The sequence below is a fragment of the Paenibacillus sp. JJ1683 genome (genome assembly GCF_053006485.1).
In genome coordinates this window covers 1,094,283-1,117,864 of the sequence record NZ_CM129820.1, presented here as the reverse complement: position 1 = coordinate 1,117,864, position 23,582 = coordinate 1,094,283, and the positions used below count along the sequence as shown (strand labels likewise).

Genomic DNA, 23,582 nt, shown 5'->3' with positions numbered 1-23,582 from the left:
CACCGCCTAGGAAGATGTATTATTTTTATAGTAGGCCATAATCTCATCCAAATCGTTAATTGAAAGATTCTCATCATCGCTCACATCTGCGGGAGTCCATTCCTTCTCCTTCTTTTCAGAGCAATGCTCAATAATTTCTAGCAAACGACTTTGCAAGAAGTTTCCCAATTTTTGAATACTCGATTCAGCATATTCACGACTGCTATACTCAATCCCGAGGGTTAATATCCCCTGTTCGATACTGCCATTAATATCAAGCACAAATGGTGTCTCGGTCTCCTCACTTACTGTCCGGCCCGGAGAATACTTTGATTCGACAAATAAAGGCGCAACGGAGCCTGAATCAATCTGGCCGTGATAATTAAACCGGATTTCAGGTGCAAAATGTCCCTGATTAGTACTTTTCAAATCGTGTAGGGTCATATAATCCAGAATTCCGAAGTCAATGCCCTTATTAGGAACACGTCGCAACGCTTCCTTGGTCAGCTTAATTTGGTAAGCTAAATCGGCATTATGCTTCATATCCAGATGAATAGGATACATCGTAGTAAACCAGCCGACCGTTCTGGTTATATCTATATCATCAAAGATCTGTTCCCGTCCGTGCCCTTCCAGAAAAATGGTAAATTCATCATTATCAGTCCAGTCTCTCAATGCCAGTCCAAAGGCTGTCAACAGTAGATCGTTTACATTCGTACTATAAACCTTGTGTACATCCTTCTGCAGACGATCTGTTTGTTGCTTGGAAAGCCTTACGCTGCAGATTTTCAGGTCTTTCCCTCTTCTGTCAGCGACCGGGTAGTCTTTATGAAGCGGTTTACTGGCATGACGGATCACATTCTCCCAATAACGCTTGTAACGAGCTGGACGCGCACCCTTTGCATCATCACCCAGGCGATGGGTCCAGTCCTTCCAAGAATGGGTCTTCGCCTGGAAGAGAATTTCTTCATTATTAAGCGCCTGCATATACCCTTGCTCCAAATCTTCCAATAGAATTCTCCAAGAAACTCCATCTACCACCAAATGATGAATCGCGAGCAATAAGTGATCACCTTGAGCCGTGTGAAACAACCCTGCTTGCACAAGTGGACCCTCTTCCAAATTCATACGCCGCTGAATCGCTTCGCTAAGGGTTTGGATTGCCTCTTCAATGGATGCCTCATGGCTTACATCCAGAACAGTAAGAGCATATGCCTTTCGATTCGTACCATGAATGACGGGAGTGATTCTGTCCAGACTCGCTGTATATGTCATTCGTAAGGCATCATGATGCTCTGTCAGCTTACACAACACCTGATCGACCAGTTCTTCCTTCCATCCCTTTTGGCTATACAACATAACAGCCTGGTTCCAATAGTTCGATTCCGTGAACTTTTGCTCAAAAAACCATCGTTGGATAGGCGATAACTCAGCCTCTCCTTCAATAATCCCTTGTTCGGCTTGAACACTGACTGCTCTTAGATCCGGAGTCAGGCTACCTATCGTTTGATGACGGAAAAGGTCCTTAATTTCCATACGATATCCGTGCTTACTTAGACGTGTGGAAATTTGAATAGCTTTAATTGAATCTCCGCCCAATTCAAAAAAGTTATGATTCGTTCCGATAGGAGCATAGCCAAGAACCTCTTGCCAGATTTCGGCCATCAACGCTTCAACCTCATTGGAAGGAGAAATATAATCTACCTCAATCGACAGACTGTGATCAGGCTCAGGCAATGCTTTTCTGTCGATCTTACCGCTCGATAGATAAGGCATAGCTTCCATAGATACGATATAAGCAGGCACCATGTACTCGGGTAGAACTTCTTTAATACGAGCCTTTAATGCTTGTATATTGAACTCCTGGGCATGTTCAACATAGGCGCATAAATAACTTCCCCCAGAACGGTCATCACGAGCAAGCACTACTGCCGTTTGGACCCCTTCGTAGGCCAGTATTGCCGCTTCAATCTCACCCAGTTCGATCCGGTAGCCCCGAATTTTCACCTGATGGTCAATCCGACCCATATATTCAATGTTTCCATCCGGCAGCCATCTCGCCAAATCTCCCGTCCGGTACATCCGTCCCTCTGACGTATAGGGGTCCGCTACGAACTTCTCCTCCGTCAGTTCTTTCCGATTCACATATCCTCGGGCTACGCAGTCCCCTCCAATGTGCAGCTCGCCCGGTACGCCTATTGGCTGCAATCGGTCTTTATGGTCCAAAATATACAATTTCACGTTATCAATCGGTTTCCCAATCGGAATACTCTCCGGTTCCTGTTCCGCAGGACAGTCGTAATACGCCACCTCTACCGTCGCTTCCGTTGGTCCATACAGGTTGTGCAGCGTGGCTCCTTCGGCTCCCAGCAAACGGTTAAACCGGCGGACATGCTCTGTCATCAGCGCTTCCCCGCTGGCAAATACTCGCCGTACACTCCGCATTTTCCCGGCGGCTCCGCTGTGCTCGATATACTCCAGGAACGCTCCCAGCATGGATGGCACAAAATGGATTGCTGTTACCCCGTTGGCCTCCACCGTTTCGGCTATCGTTGCCGGGTCTTTCTCGCCTCCTGGCTCCAAAAAGCATACTGTCGCTCCCTGAATCGCCCACGAGAACAGCTCCCACAACGATACGTCAAAGGTATAAGGCGTTTTTTGCAGGATCACATCCTCCGCTCCAAACGGAATTCGTTGTTCCATCCAGTGCAGACGGTTGATCAATGAAGCGTGCTCAATCATGACCCCCTTCGGCTTGCCGGTGGAGCCTGACGTATAGATCACGTACACCAAATCGCTCGAGCGGTTAACAGGTTCCGGGTTCTTCTCGCATTCTTCTCCTGTAAGCTCCATCCCCTCCATCAGCAAATCTTCGATAGCGATCAGCTCGCGGTCGGCTCCGTGCGGACGAAGGCGGTCCAACTGATTCCGCTGGGTCAGCAGGATAGATGCCCCGCTATCCTCCAGCATGAATCCCAGCCGTTCTTCCGGGTCCTCTGGATGTAACGGCAGATACGCCCCGCCTGCCTTCAAAATCCCCAGCAGGCCGACGATCATCTCCAGCGATCGATGAACTGCGATGCCCACCATCTGGTCGGGCCCGATTCCTTTCTTCCGCAGGACGTGAGCCACCCGATTCGCTTGGGTATTCAGCTCCCGGTACGTCAATTGCCGATCTTGGTATAGGGCTGCCGGATGTTCCGGTGTTCGCTCCACCTGCTCCTCAAACAATTGATGAATCGTCTTCTCCCTTGGATAAGGCGCAGCCGTCCCGTTGAATTTCTTCAAAATCACTTCTTTTTCTACCGTTGTTAATAAATCTGTATCACCTATCGTTTGTGTGCTATGAGCTACAAAAGACCTTAGCACCACCACCATATGATCCAAGAAGCGTTCGACAGTATCCTTTTGAAACAAAGCACTGTTGTACTCCAAATTTAAATGAAGATAGCTGCCTGTTTCTTCCGCGCTCAAGGTTAAATCAAATCGGGAAACACCTGGATTGAACGGAAACGGTTTGAATTCCAACCCACTAGATTGTAGGGGTTGCCCTTTTGTATTTTGCATAACAAACATGGTGTCGAAGATCGGGCTTCGGCTCACATCTCTCCGTAGCGCAAGCTTTTCGACCAATTGTTCAAAGGGATATTCCTGATGCTCAAAAGCAGATAAAACCGCTTCCTTAACTTCATCCAAAAAAGCAGAAAGACTCTTCTCCGATGAAGGGCTAGTACGCAGTGCCAACGTATTGACAAACATGCCGACGATCTTTTCCGTATCTGGATGTCTCCTCCCAGCAACCGGCGTACCGATGACAATGTCATCTTGTCGTGCATGCTTGGACAAAACAACGTTATATACAGCCAGTAAAATCATGAATAATGTACTTTGAGTTTCAGCTGCGAGTTTATGAAGTGGCTCTGTTATATCATCGCCCAGGATTCGAGATACCGTGTTACCTTCATAGCTTTGAATAGACGGTCTTGGAAAATCCGTTGGTAGCTCCAGTACAGGTGGCTCATTTTTAAAGATGTCCAGCCAGTAGGATTCCTGATCTTTAATAAATCCATGATTTACTTGCTCATTATGCCAGCTAGCATAATCTTTGTACTGAACGGATAGAGGCGGAAGTGCTTGTCCATCATACGCTTTTACAAATTCATCCATAATAATAGACATAGAAACGCCATCCGAAATAATATGGTGCAAATCAACCAGCAGCATATTTTGGTTCTCTGTCAACGGAATCAGCTCGCCTCTTAATAAAGGGGCACGGCTCAGGTCAAACGGTTGGACAAATTCACTTAGCACCGTTTCTATTTGCTGTTCCTCTAAATCCTCTTTGCTGGTCAGACTATGAATCTTCAACTCAAATTCTACTTCGTCATGTACGCTTTGAACTGGCTCTCCGTTGATCCATGAAAATGAAGTGCGCAATGCTTCATGCCTGTGAATCAGAGTGGTGAATGCCATTTTCAACCGCTCCTGATCCAGATGGCCTTGAACGAGCATGACAGAAGGCATATTGTAAACCAGTTCCGCTCCCTCAAGTTGATGTAGTATCATCTGACGTCTTTGCGAGGAGGAAACTGGATAATAGGTTTGACCAGAAAGTAGAGCAATTTCGGTAAATGTACCTGCCCCTCTCCCGATGGTACGTTCAATGAGTTTGCTCATACTTTCCACAGTTGGATACTCAAATATTTCACGCATAGGCAACTCGACCTGGAATTCTCGAATAATTTTCCCGATCAGTATTGTAGCCTTCAGCGAATGTCCACCCAGTTCAAAAAAATGGCTGTGTACACCTATTGGGCTCACATGCAGAATATCCTCCCACAAACGTACTAGACGAGTTTCTGTATCTGTACGAGGAGCTACAAACCCCTGCTCCCGAATCACATGATGGGGCTCAGGAAGCGCTCCTCGGTTCACCTTTCCATTAGTCGTAAGAGGTATCGCAGCAATCTGTATTAGATGAGCAGGTACCATATACAAGGGTAGAGACGCTTTCAAATAGGATCGTATTTCCTGTGTTAAGAGTTCACGGTCAGACACAATATAAGCGCATAAATACGTTTCGTCCTCTTGGTCTTTTCTAGATAGAACAACGGCCTCTCTGATGTCATGATGAGAGAGCAGGACCTTTTCGATTTCTCCAGTCTCAATACGATATCCACGAATTTTCACCTGATGGTCTGTTCTTCCGAGATACTCCACATTGCCGTCAGGAAGCCACTTTGCCAAGTCCCCTGTTTTATACATGCGCTCTCCGATAACGAAGGGACTATCTGTGAATCTTTCGTCCGTTAGATCAGGTTGATTAATGTAGCCTAGGGCTACTCCTGTACCAGCAATATAAAGTTCCCCCGGAATACCGACAGGAAGCAGTCTCCCCTCCTGATCCAAAATGTACAACCGGTTATTGTCAATCGGCTTACCGATTGGAATACTCTGCAAATCATCTCCATCCGGGCAATCAAACCATGTTGCATCCACTGTTGCCTCTGTTGGTCCGTATAAATTATGCAGAGTTGTGCCATTCGGCTTTCGAAGCAGAGTATTAAACCGTCTGGCTTGCTTTACTGTTAGTGCCTCCCCGCTAGCGAAAACTCGTTTAATACTGCTGAGTTTTCCCTCTGCTTGGTGCTGCTCAACATACTCCAAAAAAACAGACAACATGGAAGGTACAAAATGAAGGGTTGTAATTTTCTGCTCTGCCACCGTGTTCACCAGTAGCTTGGGATCCTTCTCCCCATCAGGTGGAAGAAAGTAGACTGAAGCTCCGGCTATAGCCCACCAAAATAGTTCCCATACAGAAACATCAAAGGTGTAAGGTGTTTTCTGTAAAATGGTATCGTCCACACCAATCGGATACTTTTTTTGCATCCAATGAAGTCGATTCACTATAGAGGTGTGACGAATCATAACCCCTTTAGGCTTACCTGTAGAACCGGAAGTATAAATTACGTAAGCTACATCCTCCGGCCCACTGTAAGGTTCAAGATTAGTTTTTTCAGTTGCCCAGTCTGCTCCGATCGCAAGCACGCTGATATTCTGTGAAAGATCCTTCAATGTAGATTGGATTTCCTGCTGCACCAGCAGGATGGAAGTTCCGCTGTTACCCGCTATATATTGAATTCGTTCCAGAGGATCCTCTGGATTGATTGGCAAGTAAGCCCCCCCTGCCTTAAGAATAGCCATGATCCCGACTAGCATCTCCGGTGAGCGATAGGCTGCAATCCCAACAATCTGGCCAGTTTGCACCCCTTTCATCCTCAAGACGCGAGCCAATCGATTAGCCCGTTCGTTCAATTCCAGATAAGTTAACCGCCCATCAGCAAATGCTGCTGCCAAACGATTCGGCGTCAGCGCCGCCTGCTCTTCGAAAAGCTGTTGAATCGTTTGACTTTGAGGATACAAGGCATCTGTATCATTAAAATCTCGCAGGATTCTGTGTTTTTCCTCGCCAGAAAGCAAATCAATATCGTCCACATCCATGTGCGGATTAGAGACTACCTGTTCAGCTATTTGTTTTAGGTGCAGTTCAATTCTTTGAATATCTGAAGCTTGATAAGCAATACTGTTATAGCCGAACTTAACTTTCAATTCTTTACCAGGAATGACTCCAATATTAAAATCATAATTCGTTTGCTCAAAACCTTCGGTTTCCACAATTGAAACAAGCTGTTCTCCTTCGCCACCCGCAAGCTCTTCAGTAATTGGGTAGTTCTCGAACGCTATGATATGGTGGATCAAGTTCTTACCCAGTGGGGTTAGCATCTGGATATCAGCCAAGGATAGAAAATGGTACTTCCCCGATTCCATCATGTTCTGCTGAAATTGTTTGATTATCTGAGAAAATGTTTGTGCTTCTTTATGACAAATACGTACAGGAATCGTATTAATAAATAATCCAACCATTTTCTCCGACCCTTCCAGCTCAGCTGGACGACCGGAAACAACGGAACCAAATACCACATCCTTGGTGTTATTGTATCTTTGCAGCAACAGACCCCATATCCCATGAAATACAGAACTTAAGGTTACCTGATTTTGTTGTGCTATCATTTCCAAACCACGGGTTAACTGCTCATCCAGGGTGAAAATATGGTTGTTCAGCTTGTAGCTTCCATCCTCAGTTGACTTGCTGCTAAGAGGTAAGCCACTTTGCTCTTCCACACCTGATAATTGTTGTTCCCAATAAGCAAGAGCTGTCTTCTTATTTTGCTGCCCTAACCAACTGATATATCGGCTATACGGAAATACAGCGTCCAATTCTGGCTTCTGCTTGATGGAATAAGCTCTGTAAATTTGGAACAGATCCTTCGCAATGGTACCAATACACCAGCCATCCATAATGATGTGATGAAAGCTTAGAACCATTTTGCAGCTTGTATCACTTAATGCAAGAACACTTATCCGAATCAGGAGATCCTTTTCAAGATCAAAACGCATTTTCCGATCATTAATCGTAAAATTATCAGCATATAAACGTTGTTCTGCTTCATTTAATTCAGTAATGTCTCTATAATCAATCGTTGCTTCTTTATTAGCCAGCACGACTTGTAACGGTTGGTCTGTTTCTTTATAAACAAACACAGTCCGTAACACATCATAACGGTCAATCAGGGTTTGGAAGCTTTCCTTCAGCGTCTCTGCATTCAACCGTTCATTTAAGGTAATGACCGTTTGATCAAAATATGCTTCTGAGTGCTCGTCTAAAATGGAGTGATATAGAAGCCCCTCCTGCATGGGTGTCAATGGATAAATGTTTTGAATGAGTGCGTTTCTCATACGGCTCACCACTTTGCTACAAGTTTAGTTTGTTACTTAAGAGTTGGGACAGGTTCTGAAACTCATCGATTGACAACTTGTCATAGAGAAAATCAGTTGGACTTTGTTCCGTTACTTGTTTGCTGCAGCAATGGTCGATTAGATTCGTCAAATGTTTTTGGAATAAAAATAATAGTTGTTCAATGGTTTGTTGATGGTATTCTTGCTTGTTATAGTTGCATGTAATAATTAATTGTTCGCTTTCATTAATAATGCAGTTGATATCTAACGCTACAGATCTCTCCGTGAAGGGACTAGCCTCTTCTCCAGAGGAAAATTTAGAAAGTGTAAATACATCTGTATCTAGTTCCGTATCAAAACGCCCCATATAATTAAAGGCAATTTCAGGAGCGGCCTGAAATGCAGTCACACCAGACTCATTCACTTGAGCATAGTTTAATACCCCATACCCAAAGCCCTTGTTCGGTATCCTTCTAAGGCTGTCTTTGATGTTCTTAATCTGATATGAGAGATCATGCGCATTGTCCACTTCCAGTAAAAATGGATACATTGTTGTGAACCAGCCAACAGTTCTGGAAATGTTCATTTCCTGAAATACTTCTTCTCGCCCATGCCCTTCAAGATAGATCAACACACGAGACTGCTGAGTCCATTCTTTGATACTTAATCCAAGAGCAGTGAGCAAAATGTCATTAATTTCAGTATTGTAGGCCTGATGCACCTGTCTTAACAATTTGCTAGTGTTCTCATTATCAAGTGATACACTTCCATTTTCACTATCACGCAACATGTTGGTTTCATAGGATCTGTCTTTAGGCAACGCTCCGGACTGAGTTTGCTCCAGCTGTGCCCAGTATTCCAGTTCCTGCGCCAGCTCCTCGCTTGTTGCATATTGGCTTATTTCTTGTGCCCATGAGCGGTAAGAATCCGTTTTGTCTGGCAAGTGTAGTGCTGTCCCCTGCTGATATTGCTGATAAAGGGACGTAAAATCTTGTAAAATAATTCTCCACGAAACCCCATCAACTACCAGGTGATGAACCGCAATGAGCAGGTGATCCCCTTCAGCAGTCCGGAATAATCCAAGCTTCATTAAAGGACCGGTGGTGAGATCGAAACTACTTTGAATAGCCGTCGCTTCTTGCTCAATCCATGCTTCTGCTGGTAGACCTTCAGGCAGTGATTTTATCGTCAAGGATAGTGGTTGATTGTTTAGTCCTTCATTGTATTGAACGATGCGATCTTCTCTCTGACAGAATGTCATCCTTAAGGCATCATGATGTTTAACAATGCAGTCAAATGCAGCCATAATCCCTTGCTCTTCAAAACCGTCTTCAGAAAATAGCATGACGGACTGATTAAAATGCTGAGGACTTACCTTCTGTAGATAGAAGAATCGCTGCTGTATTGGCGTTAAAGGCAGCTCTCCCTCAATGGCTTCCTGACTAATCTTCCGACGGATCACCTTAACGAATGGGCTCAATTGTCTAATCTGAGGGTACAAAAATAATTCTTTAATGCTTAGCTTGTAGCCATGCGTGTTCAAACGTGAGACGATTTGCAGACCCTTAATAGAGTCTCCTCCCAAATCAAAGAAGTTGTGAGTCGCACTTACGCCTGTTACGGCAAGCACTTCCTCCCATATGTGGGCCAGCAATACTTCAGTCTCACCTGTTGGTTCCACATACTCTACTTCTAAGGCACCGCTCCAGTCAGGTTCAGGTAATGCTTTACGGTTAATCTTTCCGCCTGGTGTTATGGGAATCATGTCAAGCGGAACATACACCGAAGGTATCATGTAATCAGGAAGCTCCTTAGCCAACTGTATTTTGATACGATCCGTATCTACTGGGTTAGCTGATACCACATAAGCGCATAAATAAGAACTTCCCTTATTTTCTTTGACCATCACGACAGTTTCCTGAATTTCAGCTATGCCTAAAAGATGATATTCAATTTCACTAAGTTCAATCCTGTACCCGCGAATTTTGACCTGAAAATCGGATCTACCCAGGAATGCAATATTACCGTCAGGCAAGTATTTAGCTAAATCCCCCGTTTTATAGAGCTTTTCATAGCCAGGCATTGAATAAGGATTATCTATAAAGCTGGCCTTCGTTTTGATCGGATCATTCAAATATCCAATCCCAAGTGGTGTACCTGCAATATACATTTCTCCTGTAATTCCTACGGGAACCCTCTTTAGTCCAGAGTCCAATATATAAATCTTGGTATTGGCAATTGGCTTTCCGATCGGAATTCTGTCTTCATCTCCTGTCACTCGATAAGCAACACAGCCAATACTTGCCTCCGTTGGACCATACAGGTTCGTGATTTGAACATGAGGAAAAATGGTTAAAAACGTATGAACTGTCGATGGCGTAATTTCCTCACCACCAAGAATAACTTGTTGAAGAGAATCCAATTGCTTAGTTCGAGTTGAATTTTGATCTAACTGGTTGACAATAGCATTAAATACGGATGGAACGAAGTCTGTAAAAGAAATACGCTCCTGTTCAATAATATTTGTCATGTACGTAGCATCCACTGTCATGCCTGTTTCTGGCAAAACAGTTGTGCCACCGTTCATTAATGGCCAGAACAATTGCCAGACCGCGCTGTCGTATACATGATGAGTCGTCTGGAGAACACTTTGTGCAGCCGATGTTCCAAAATAGTCATTCATCCATAGAAAACGATTGGTGATTCCTTTATGGGCAGCAATAACTCCTTTTGGTTTGCCGGTTGAACCCGAAGTGAAGATGACATAGATTGGTGATTCCATATCTACATCTACTACCGGGTTACTGATAGCGTTACTCCTCTTTTCGACTACAGAGCAGTCTATAGCTAGATACTCTCCAGCATTTATTTCTGAACTGATAGGAGTACTTGAATTGACCAATAGGATAGAACTTCCCAAATCCTGCAAGGCGCTCTGTAAGCGATCAATAGGCCACTCTGTATCAAGAGGCGAAAAAGCAGCCCCTGTTTTCATAACAGCCAGTATGGATACTACCAGTTCCAGGCTCCGTTCCATGAGTATAGGTACATAACTTCCAAGTCCAATTCCTTTAGCCAACAAATCGCCTGCTATCGCATTCGCCTGATCATTTAATTCCTTATAGGTCAGCACCTGATCTTGATAGATAACGGCTCTAGCATCAGGTCTTTTGCCAGCCTGCTCCTCAATATAATGATGTATAGGTCTCGGCTGTGGATAAGCTATATCAGTGCTGTTATAACGCTCCTCTATAGCAGCCGCTTCTGTTGCGCTTAGGAGATTAATGTCATTCAATGCCATATCAGCGTTTTGGACTATTTCCTCTAATACATTTAGGTAATGCTCGACGAGAAGCTCAATGGTTTCTTTTTTATACAGTTTTGTACTGTACTCAAATTCTAGATGAACTCTCCCAGCCTTTTGTTCGGCATTCAGTACAAGATCGAATTTGGAAATCCCCGTTTTGAACGGATATAACTCAAAGTAAAGGTTATCAGCTTGCCACTGCTGTGCATCCGTATTCATAAAGGAGAACATCGTGTCAAATAACGGATTTCGACTCAAGTCTCTCTTGATGGACAGCTTATCAACCAGTTCGGCAAATGAATACGATTGATTTTGCAGAGCTTGTAGCGTGTTTTCTTTTACTTCGTTCAAAAAGGTTTTGAAGCTCTTATGACTAGCCGGATGGTTCCGAATGGCCAGTGTATTAACGAATAACCCTACGATCCCGTTGGTATCTGCATGCGTTCGTCCAGACGTTGGAATACCAATTACGACATCTTCTTGTCCCGCATATTTCCCCAACAGCACATTATAGGCAGCAAATAAGAGCATAAAGAGAGTGCTATCTGTTTGAAGACAAGTGAGGTTCAACTGTTCTACAAGCTTTTCGGACAGCTCAATTTTCACCATATCTCCAACAAAACTCTGCAATTGTGGGCGCTGATAGTCTGTAGGTAGATCTAGAACGGGCAGTTCTCCCTTATATTGCTCAAGCCAATATTGTTCCTGCTTTGCATGAATTTCTGTATTCGATCTGAGCCAAGCAGAGTAATCTTTGTATTGAAGCGGTAAAACGGGCAGTTCTTCTCCCTTGTACAGCTTGTTCCATTCGTTAATAATGGTGTCGATAGAAGTACCGTCGGCTATCAAATGGTGCATATCAATAAGAAGCATACATTTATCCCGATCCATTTGAAGAAGCTCCGCCCGAAATAGTGGGGCTTTACCAACATCAAAAGGCCGTATGAAATTACGAATCAATGTATCTATACCCTTTGTCGTAATATCACCAGCAGCCCGGGCAAAGCCAAGTTCAAAGCTTACCTCTGGTTGTACAAATTGCACCGCTCTATCATCCACATATCCGAACGAGGTCCGAAATGCTTCGTGCCGGGCTACTAATTGTTCAAAGGTACGCTCCACTCTTCTTCGATCTACATGTCCTTCGATCATCAATGCTGCCGACATGTTGTAAGCCACACCCGTCTCATCCAGCGGCAGCACGGCCAACAATCTGGATTGTGCTGGAGAAACCTCATAATAAGCTTCCTCAGTCACTGCCTCAATTCGTCGATAATCTGTTGGCTTGGCAGCAAGTATTTTCTTGGAGAGTGCTTCGATTGTTGGTGCCCCAAATATATCTTGAGTCGAAATTTCGATATGAAAGACCTCGTTGATTTTCGCAGTCAACAGAGTAGCTTTCATCGAGTGCCCACCTATTTCAAAAAAATGATCGTGTATACCAATCGGCGAAATCTCCAGCAGATCCTGCCACATTTCGATCAATAGCTGCTCCGTTTCATTATTGGGCCCAACGTGCTGTAATTCTTTGTTGAGATGACCACCTGGTTCAGGCAATGCACTTTTACTAACTTTACCATTTGCTGTCAGCGGCATCGCATCCAACAAAATTACATGGGCTGGTACCATATAGTGAGGCAGGCTTGACGACAAATAGTCTTTCAAAATATCTACTGTAACTGATTCCCGCAAAACGGCATAAGCGCATAAATACGGATTGTCATCTGTTCCTTTAATCACTACTGCTGCCTCTTTTACCGCTCTGTGAGCCAACAATGTGCTTTCAATTTCACCTGGCTCAATCCGGTAGCCTCTGATTTTAACTTGTTGATCTGCTCGGCCAAGATACTCTAGCGTTCCGTCAGGTAACCATCTCGCCAAATCTCCTGTTCTGTAGAGCTTCATATTGTCCAAATAAGGATGCGGAATAAATTTCTGCGCCGTAAGCTCAGGACGATTACGATATTCTCGCGCAATACCTTTACCCCAAACACATAATTCTCCTGGAAGTCCTATTGGTCGCAACTGCAAGTATTGATCCAGAATGAGAACACCCGTATTGGGAATCGGCTTTCCAATACACCCCACTTCTTCAGGCCCCATATCTCGTAACATCGTTGTAACTACGCTATTTTCTGTTGGGCCATATTCATTGAACAATTGAATGCCGGGATGTTTGGCTTGGCTGGCTTCTACCAACCGTTTCGTTGCTTTCTCACCGCCTAACGTTACAACCTTGAGAGACATGGCTTCATCTGGAGCCAGACCCTCTATAACAGACATGTACATGGAAGGAGTACACACGAGATGTGTAATATGACTTGATAAAATTAAGGCCTTCAGAGCCGATAATTCACTCAATTCCTCATTCGTAGGCAGCACCACCGTACTTCCAGACAGCAGCGGAGTAAAAAAGGCACCCACAAAAGCATCAAATGAGCTAGACAGCAATGGCAGGATACGGTCTGTTGCTTCTAGTGCGTATTCATTTATTCTCCAAGATAACGTATTTAATATCGCTCGATGCTCAATACAAACTCCTTTAGGAGTACCGGTTGAGCCCGATGTATAGATCACATATGCCAAATGACTTGAATCCGATTCCCACTTGGAAGACAACTTGCTTTCTGTTTTATACCACTCATCATCGTCCATATTTAGGACTAAGCCTTCATAAGTAGTAGCATTGTAATTAGATGAGTCATTCAACAACAGGAGCGGAGCCCCGCTATCCTCAAGCATAAAGTGAATTCGTTCTTCTGGATAAGAACTGTCGATTGGAAGATAGGCACCACCGGCTTTTAAAATAGCCAACATACCCACGGCCAAATCTAATGAACGGCCCGCCATTAATCCGACTACAGTGTCTGCCCCTACTCCCCGCTTCATTAATGCCCTCGCCAGCTGATTTGATTTCTCGTTCAGCTCTTTATAAGTAATCACATGTCCCTGATGAACTACAGCTACTTGATCCGGACTTTTGAGGGCTTGCTCTTCGAATTGCAAGTGCAGCGTTTCTTGTTTCTTCACTATCGATGAAGATGGCGGATCAAAAGTGTTAAAGCCGTGTATTAGCTGTAACTTCTCTTCCTCAGGCAACCATTCCAACTTCCCAATCTCGCTCCAAGGTTGTTTCAAAATGGAGCGTAGTATTTGTATATAGAGGCTAGCAAGGCGATCAATCGTTTCTGATCGGAACAATTGGGTACAATAATTGAAGCGTAAGGCTAGCCCCTCCTGCCATTCGTCAGCACTTAGTACCAAGTCGAATTGGGAAATCCCTGGATTGAATTCACTTGGATGAAATTTTACTCCATTGGCTTCAAGAGAACTCATCTCAAAATTCTGCATGACAAACATCGTATCAAACAAAGGATTGCGTCCTTGGTCACGACGGATATCCAGTCTCTCAATCAATGCTTCAAAAGGATAGTCTTGATAATCCATAGCTCGTAGAGTCGTTTCTTTGACCTCTTGCAAAAATGAATGAAAACTACGCTGAGGAGACGGACGGTTCCGCAAAGCTAACGTGTTGACAAACATCCCCATCATCGTTTCCGTGTTCGGATGCTGACGCCCTGCCACCGCTGTTCCTACAATAATATCTTCCTGACCCGTATACTTTGCGAGCAGTATATTATAAGCCGCAAGCAGGATCATAAAAGCTGTAGTCCCCGTATTTTTGGCAAGCTTCTTTAATTCTTCTGTCATCGCTGAAGTGATGTTATACGACAATACAGCCCCTTCGTAGCTTTGATGTAATGGTCTAGGGAAGTCCGTAGGCATTGCCAGTATAGGTAATTCTCCGTTCAAAACATTTTTCCAATAATGTTCCTGTTCAAACAAACGATTACTGGTATACTGTTCCTTTTGCCATGCAACAAAATCTTTATATTGAATTTGGATCGGAGCTAAAATTTCACTCCGGTACAGTTGTACGAGTTCATTAAGGAAAATGGATAACGAAAGCCCATCTGCAATACTGTGATGCATATCCATGACCAACATATGTTTATTAGCCTCAAAGCGAAACAATTCTGCTCTGAAAAGTGGCCATTGGCGCAAATCAAACGGACGGACAAACAAGCGACTCATCTCGTCTGCATCTTTCTCCAATATTTCTGTGACTTTGATTTCAAAAGTCGGCTCATCATGAATAACTTGTACAATTTCGCCATCCACGATATTAAAAGAAGTACGAAATGATTCATGACGCCGGATCAAATCCAGGCAAGCCTTCTGAAGACGAGGGATATCTAGATCCCCATCAATACGCACCTGACCCGTAATATTGTAGGCTGTACCTATCCCCATATCCTGTAAGACAAACATACGCCTTTGGGCATCTGATACTGCATAATGCGTACATTCTTCGAGCTTTTTAATAGAAACGGCTGTTCCTTGTTTGGCTCCTTCGATCACCTTGGCCAAGGTCGAAACTGTCGGTGAATGGAAAAGTACATTCAAAGGGATTCGTTTGCCAAACTCTTGATGAACTCTGGCAAGCAAGAGAGTCGCCTTCAACGAATCTCCTCCTAGATCAAAGAAATTGTCATCAGATCTAACACGATTCAATCCCAGCACTGTTTCCCAAATTTCTCCTACTTTTCTCTCCGTGCTACTAACTGCCTCAACAGGTTCTTTGCTAACAACTTGTTTCATAGTAGAAAGCTGCGACAAGTCTACATATCCCTGCGAATTTAAGGGCATGTTTTTAAGCTGAACGATCTGTTGAGGTACCCATTGGTCTTGCAAATGATTTCGCAATTGCTTGCGAAGAATTTCCTCTATTCCATCATCAGGACTCGTAACATAGGCAACCAAATGTGTGTCTGCTCTGCCCTCTATGCTCTGGGCTATCACTTGGCATTCGCTAATTTGTGGAATAGAGGTAATAAATCGTTCAAGCTGTTCAGTATATATGGCATGTCCTTTTATATAGGCTCGCTTCTGAACAGGTCCCAACAATCGCAATTCACCGTTTGCGGTTCGCAAAGCCAGGATTCCTGTCGGTAAATATACTAAATTTTCGGAAGGCGATTCGTTTTCCTGTACTACATGCAATTCCCCGATCGTCCCCACAGGCGCAGGTTGCAGATAATGATCCAGTAAATAGATGGCTCTTGGTGAATCATTGTCCGTAATGTCGCTGGATTCGAGTTCCACATAGTCCCTGTAGTTTTTAGCCCCATATTTCAGTTCATCCTGATTTAAGAGTGAGATATCTACAAAATCCCGTTCCTGCCCATCAGCAATCGTGTTCAGGATGTGCAAAAAGTACTTTGCCCAAATCTGCATTGTTTCTGATGCGGCCAAGCTAGCTTTAATATCAAAATCAAACCAAAGCTCTCCTTCAACCTCCATCACATTGAGAAACATGTCATATTTGGAGTACAGGATCGGTGTCGGTATCAATTCAACATCCAGTCCATGAAAATGAAAATTCTGCATCGGTCGATCCATGTTGAAGATGACATTCATTTCAGGAATCAGTATGTTTTCTATACGCTCAATTAGATCAGCAAAAGAGTAGTTTTGAAGGGGTTCGACTTCCTGCATGACTCGCTTAACTTGTGTCATATACTTAAATAATGATTCTTTGCTGGTAATATGGCTCACAATCGGCAGCATATTAACACAGTTTCCGATCAAATTAACTTGTTCCATTCTAGACTGACCAGAGGTAGGAATACCTACTACTATCGTGGTGTTTCCCGTTAAACGGTGCAGAAATACTTTATATGCTGTCAAAAGTGTGACAAACAGACTGTTACCCGCTTTAATACTAAGTTTTTTCAATTTTCTCGTCAGCGTACTGTCTGCCCGAATATTTATTCTTCTTCCACTATACGCTGGTTTCTTCATACCACCGTCCTCTGACGGAATGTCCATGGCGACAGAGACGGAATCCAATGTCTGTGCCCAGTAAGAAACTGCCTCACTCACTCCTGCACGCTCTAGTTCCAACTGTTGCCAAGCTTGAAATTCCTTGAATTTTGGCGGTACAGGCAGCTTGACTATATTTTCTCCTTTGCAGAAAGAAGTGTAGACTTGCTCCCATTCACGGATAAACACTGCCATTGACCAACCATCCGCAATAATATGATGAAACGTGAATACTACAATATGTTCATCCGGTTTTAAACGTAAAATGTGAGTTCGGAACAATGGTTCTTTGGACGTCAAATCAAACGTTCTTTGCCCCTCTTCCTCAAACCATTGCTTGACCTTTTCTTTATGCTCTGATGGAGGAAATCCTGAGAAATCATTCAGTGAGATGACCACATTCACATTCTCAAGAACATGCTGTTCTTCACCATTGGGGTCAACAACCGTCCGTAGCGACTCATGCCGATTCACAATTGTCTGTACTGAACGTTTTACAGTATCAAGCTGCAGTTGACCCTGCATTCGCAATGCTGCTATTTCGTTGAATGCAGTAGATGAATCACTTCTGGATTGCGTAGCAAACCAAATTTGCTGCTGCTCCTTTGTTAAAGGGAACGATGAGGATTCGAGGGGAACCACATCATTTTTTCGGCTTCCATTTCCATCTGGTGATGGCGTATGGTCAGGTAGGAATCCCCCTTTTCTCAATTCCTTCACACTTTCCTTTACAGCCTGTGTAATTTGTTGAAGGTCTCCATCTGTATGAGAAGTCGATAAAAAGCAATTGCGACCTTCCCATATGTAAATTCCCTTGTCAATCAGCAGATGGAAAAAGAGCTCAATGTCGCCAAACGAAACAAACCGGAATAATGAGCCATAGTTCACCATGTGGATAGGCACACTATTTTGCTTAAAATAAGTATTCAGCTCTGCTACCCATTCGTTGGTTCTTCGGTTCAGTTGTTCCTGAAGATTCGGCCCTTCAGACTTCAAATATTTCAAAGTGGCTAGAGCCGTATGCATGGTCAGCGGATGTGTACAGAAAGTACCACCTACGAACGTTTTAATATTCGTGTTTTCTGGATAGGAGTTATCTCCGAACGACCACACACCTCCATCTACGGTGTCCATAAATTCTGAGCTTCCGGCGACTATGCCAACAGGCATACCTCCGCCCGCCACTTTTCCGTAAGTAACTAAATCAGCTTTAATTCCAAACCAGGCTTGAGCACCTCCTGGATGAATTCTAAATCCTGTGATTACTTCATCAAAAATAAGTGCCGTTCCCGAATGTGCTGTTATTTGGCGAATTTGCTCCAAGAACTCCTTTGGTTGCAAATCCGGTCTTCGACTCTGTACAGGCTCCACCAATACGGCGGCAAGTTCATGTGCATAATGTTTGATAGCTTTTATAGAATCCGGGTGATTATAAGGGAGTACAATTACATCCTCCATCATGCTCGAAGGGATTCCCGGTGCCATGGGCAAAGCCTCTCCCCCGCTTGAGTTCGGATCAGACACGGCAAGTACACCATCGAATGTTCCATGATAAGAACCAGCAAATAGTACTATTTTGGAGCGTCCTGTAGCTGCTCTAGCCAAACGTAAAGCGACCATAACAGCTTCTGACCCCGAATTGTAAAAGGCAACCCGCTCCACACCTGTCAGCTCGCTAATCAAGGCAGCAACCTCACCTGCTGTATTCGACATAGGGCCGATCGAAGGCGTACGGTCGTGCACATTGCTCCGTAAAGTATCGGTTAGCCAAGCTGGATTATGACCCAATAAATGAACCCCGAAACCCATAGTTAGATCAATGTACTCGTTCCCATCCACATCCCATATCCTTGAACCCGAAGCGCTCTCTGAAATGATAGGATATACAATTTCTTTCCAATAGGATCGAAACCCAGATACATGACGATTATTAGCATGAACCAGTCGACTTTCCTGTGTGTATTTCTTGGACCCAAGGGTTCGTTGAGTATATCGTTTAATAAAACGCTGTAAGAAATCATTTTGCCGCGCACTGTATCCACTTTCCTCACCGATCAGTAGAGGTTGATAGGGTACAAAGGGTTTGGATTCAGTAGTTGGATTTACTTTAATTGTAGAAGTGATAGGCACGTCAGTTGCCACAACATGCAGAGATGTAGGCTGAACACTGACTGTGTCTTTGTTTGTGGTTAACGGTGCTGCCTGAATAGTTCCTCCTTGACCGCCACTAAGCATCTCCAGTTGTTTGGTCAACACTTGAGTAAGTCCCAGCTGTTGGTTGTTCAGTAATTCAATTTGTTGAGAGAGTAACTTTTCCAGGCCACCCAACTCGGACGAAGGCTTTGCAGCAACCGTATTTTCCGGATTGACTTCTGTCCGATCATCGACCGTATTTAGAGCATCCGCAGCCGCAACTGATTGGGTGGTATATGTCAAATCTGAAATAAACGTTGTTAGACGATCCAGGTTTGTGACACTTTCAAAAAAGTGGTTCATGGGAACATCCACATTAAATTGTTCTCTAATTTCTTTTTGAACTTGAACTAGCATAATTGAATCCAAGCCCATTTCTAGAAAATGCATCTGCTCATCCAGTTGTTCCACCGTAAAACCAGAAACTTTACTGATTACATCTTTTAATACTTTGGAAATATTCGCTGTGTAGTCGATCTGATCTGTAGCTTGCAGCTCTTTTGGGTACGCGGACTCCATACGTCTCTCCTCCCTGCCTACGTTACTTATCTGCACTACTTTTGGAGTAAACCAGCAACGATTTCGTTCAAAAGGGTACAAAGGCAGCGACTGGATTATTTTGATCTCATCCGTATAAAGCGCTTGCCACGGAATAGCCATACCTTTGACATACAGTTCACCCAATTGGCGTAGAGCGTGAATATCTGTATGTGCACTTGCTCTAATAGCTGTAATCAATCGACCTACCGTATCATCTTTTTCCCGTTTATGATCAACGCTCTGTTTATGAGAACCTATATACATATCAGGTACATTCTCTTGTTGGTTCCCGGAAGTCCATCGCTCCAACTTGTGTAATAAATCCTCTAAGCTGGAAGTGATAACTGCTAATTTATGTTCCATATGAGCTCTGCCGATATGTGTGGTATAGCACATCTGCTCCAAGGAAACCGCTGGATTTAGGCGTAAATAGTCCACATATTCCTCAACCAAATGATGCAGGCTTCGCTCATTTTTTGCAGAAACCGTAAAAAGATGAACACCATCCGGCGTGTTTACAGATTCCTCATGTGTTCGCGTTTCTATAAACTCCTCCATAACAACATGAGCATTGGTTCCACTGAAACCAAAAGAACTTACTCCGCAGCGAAGTGGGGCATCATTTGAACTTAAATCGGCTACTTCTGTTGTCAAATAAAACGGCGACAATTCAAAATTAATACGGGAACTAGGTTTCTTAAAATGAACCAACGGAGGATTCTTCCTCGTTTGCAGCATCAGAACTGCTTTAATAAGACTGGATACTCCTGCTGCTTCAAATAAGTGACCAATATTGGGTTTGACCGAACCGATTGCACAAAATTGTTTTTTGTCCGTATATTTTTCAAAAGCTTGTGTCAATCCCGCAATCTCAATAGGGTCCCCCAGTTTAGTTCCCGTTCCATGGGCTTCGATAAATGACAGAGTTTCCGGGTGAATAGCCGCATCATTCCAAGCCGCCTCCACCACTTCTGCCTGTGCGGAAGGACTAGGCGCAGTAATTCCTACCGTTGTACCATCCTGATTCACCGCACTTCCTTTTATTACTGCATAAATACGGTCTCCGTCTTGCAAAGCTTGATCGAGAGGCTTCAACAGAACCGCTGCAACCCCTTCTCCTACACCTGTTCCATCCGCTTCTGCATCAAAGGTACGAGCTCTGTAATTTGGCGATTCCATATCTAGTCCCAGCTTCACTGGTAATAGCATCGTTCGGATTCCTCCGGCAATCGCCATCTTGCAATCCCCCGTCGCTAACGCCTTGCAAGCCATATGAATCGCGACAAGTGAAGAGGAGCACGCCGTATCTACTGTTACTGCTGGACCTTTTAAATTAAGAAAGTAAGAAATCCGACTTGCCAGCACTGACGGTAAATTTCCAACAATATACTGGTGAAATTTGTCCGGTTCTCCTTTAGAGAGCATCCGCTCATAATCGTAGCCCACTTTTGAGAAGCCGACGTAAACTCCTACCTTTTGTCCATGAATCCGATCCCCTGCATAACCCCCATCTTCAAGTGCATGCCATGCCGTCTGAAGGAACAATCTCTGATTAGGGTCCATATAGCTAGCTTCCACAGGACTCAGCTTGAAGAACGCATAATCAAATTTATCAATTTCTTCTAGGAAGCCGCCTTCTATAAACTCTTCTTCTCCCTTCCTTTGATCCACAACTGATAAATAATCGATGGCGTCTTGCTTACGTTGAGAGCCTAAGTTCCCGATACAGTCATCGCCTTGGACAATATGATCCCAATACTGTGACACAGATGAAGAACCAGGTAAGTCCAAAGAGAGCCCAATAATAGCCACGTCCTTGCTATGATTGTGATCCGTATCATCCGTAGGAATATGCTGTTGTTCAGAATCAGTAGGGCTCGCTAAAAATTCTGCCAAGTGAGCTATTGAGGGATGATCAAACAAATCGGTAACTGCAAGCTTAATCCCCAGCTGATTTTCAATTTTGTCTGTAATCTGAACCAGTTGTAGGGAATTGGCTCCTAAATCAAAATAGCTGTCTCTCGTATCAACCTCTTCCCTAAGTAATACCTCGCAGCAAATATCGTGAAGTACTTTTTCGATCTCAAACGAAAGTGTAGGCAATTTTTGATTTTTGTTTTCTTGCTCCATAATCCCTTTTAAAACTAATGAAGTCTCCTGATAATGTCCCGCTTCATACTGAGCCGCAAGCTTATACCTCTGCAACTTCCCACTGGTCGTTTTGGGCATTTGCTTAATAGGTATAATATCGTGAACCGCCCATCCTCCATGACGATACAAATGTTTTTTTAATTGAGTTGCAATTGGAGAAAATTTTTCTATCGTCTTTTTGGATACGACAAATACCACAATTTCCTCTGATTCCATCCCATTAACACGAACTCCACACGCCGCCACACGATTAAGTTCGACTCCTTCTACTTCCTCAGCGATACGCTCGATGTCATGAGGGTAAACGTTCTGTCCATTTACAAATATGATATCCTTTGCTCTCCCTGTGACGACTAATTGACCTTCACGGAAGAACCCCAGATCGCCAGTTCTCACCCATCCGTCTAGCGTCAAAAGTTTGGATGTCGAATTTTCGTTGTTATAGTATCCCTTTGTAACATTTTCACCTTTGATTTGTATATGCCCAATAACGCGATCTGCGACTTCCTCATCCTCGTCATTGCATATTCTGATTTCACAATAATCTAACGACTGACCGACTACAACAAATGGCAGAGCATTATGAAAAGTCTTGTCTACCTCCAAGACAGACTCTCCAATGTTTAAGTGCTTACGATCAACATAAACGGTTATATAGTCAGCATCAATTGGCGGGATAGCAACTCCAACCGATGCTTCTGCTAAACCATATGATGCTCGCATACTCGTTCTTTTTAATCCAAAAGGAGCTAATGTCTCAAGAAATGCGTCACATAATTCAGTAGAGATAGGTTCAGCACCATTGATGATGGTACGGATCTTGGACAGATTCCAGTTCATTGCTTTTTCGGGTTTGAAAAATTGCATGAAATACTTATATCCAAAGTTCGGCGAGGATATAATGCTTACTTGATGTTCACTAGCTTTTTTTATCCAAAGTACTGGCTGACGAATGAACAGCGAAGTCGGCATAATGTACTGATTCACTCCAGCAACTAATGGGGTAATATGATTGTAAATTAAACCCATATCATGGGTTAGAGGCATCCACTGCAAGAACGAATCTTGCTCTGTGACGACCGTCCTATTTATAATTCCACTTGTGTTATGAATGAGATTATGATGTGTTAGGATGACTCCCTTAGGATCACCTGTGGAACCGGAGGAAAACTGAATAAATGCTATATCCTCCAATTGAGGGGTGTATATCTTTGCAAAGGATTGCTTAGGTTGTTCATGGTCTTGAAGAAGTAATTGATGACGATGGCGGATATTTTCGAATAGGTTATTCTGATTGGTTTTCAGGGTATATTTCTCAAGGTCTTTTAATATTTTGGGCTCGATGAGTAAAAAAGGATCGTTAAGAACATCCCAGATTTTAAAAAGCTTCATTCTATGCTCATCATTGTTACCGATGCTGACAGGTACCGGGATCATACCACCAAGAATGCAAGCCCAAAACGCTTTCACAAAATGACGATTATTTTCTATTTGAAATACGATTTCCTGTCCCTGCTTCACTCCTGCATTCTGAAGATTCTCCAGAAACGCTAGAGCTTCCCAATATAAATCTTTATAAGTAAGTGTTGTTTCGTTTTGATCCGACTCAATAAAGGTTATAAATTTATGGTCACTCTTTCCCCGTTCTGTAATAACATCAACCAGGGTTTTGAACCTTTTTGTATACATGCTATTCCCCCCGTATATCGTAAGATTTATTAGCTTCCAG

2 protein-coding genes are annotated in these 23,582 nt (G+C 43.6%); both read right to left on the bottom strand.

Annotation, left to right across the window (positions count from 1 at the left end):
* Window positions 1-6: 6 nt before the first annotated feature.
* Complete coding sequence (locus tag ACUC6J_RS04900) at window positions 7-7,776, bottom strand: amino acid adenylation domain-containing protein (protein WP_447249843.1); 7,770 nt, start codon at window positions 7,774-7,776, stop codon at window positions 7-9.
* 16 nt (window positions 7,777-7,792) lie between these two features.
* Window positions 7,793-23,542 carry an amino acid adenylation domain-containing protein gene (locus ACUC6J_RS04895; RefSeq protein ID WP_447249842.1) on the bottom strand — a complete coding sequence of 5,250 codons (15,750 nt, stop codon included), beginning with the start codon at window positions 23,540-23,542 and terminating at the stop codon, window positions 7,793-7,795.
* Between the last annotated feature and the right edge of the window lie 40 nt (window positions 23,543-23,582).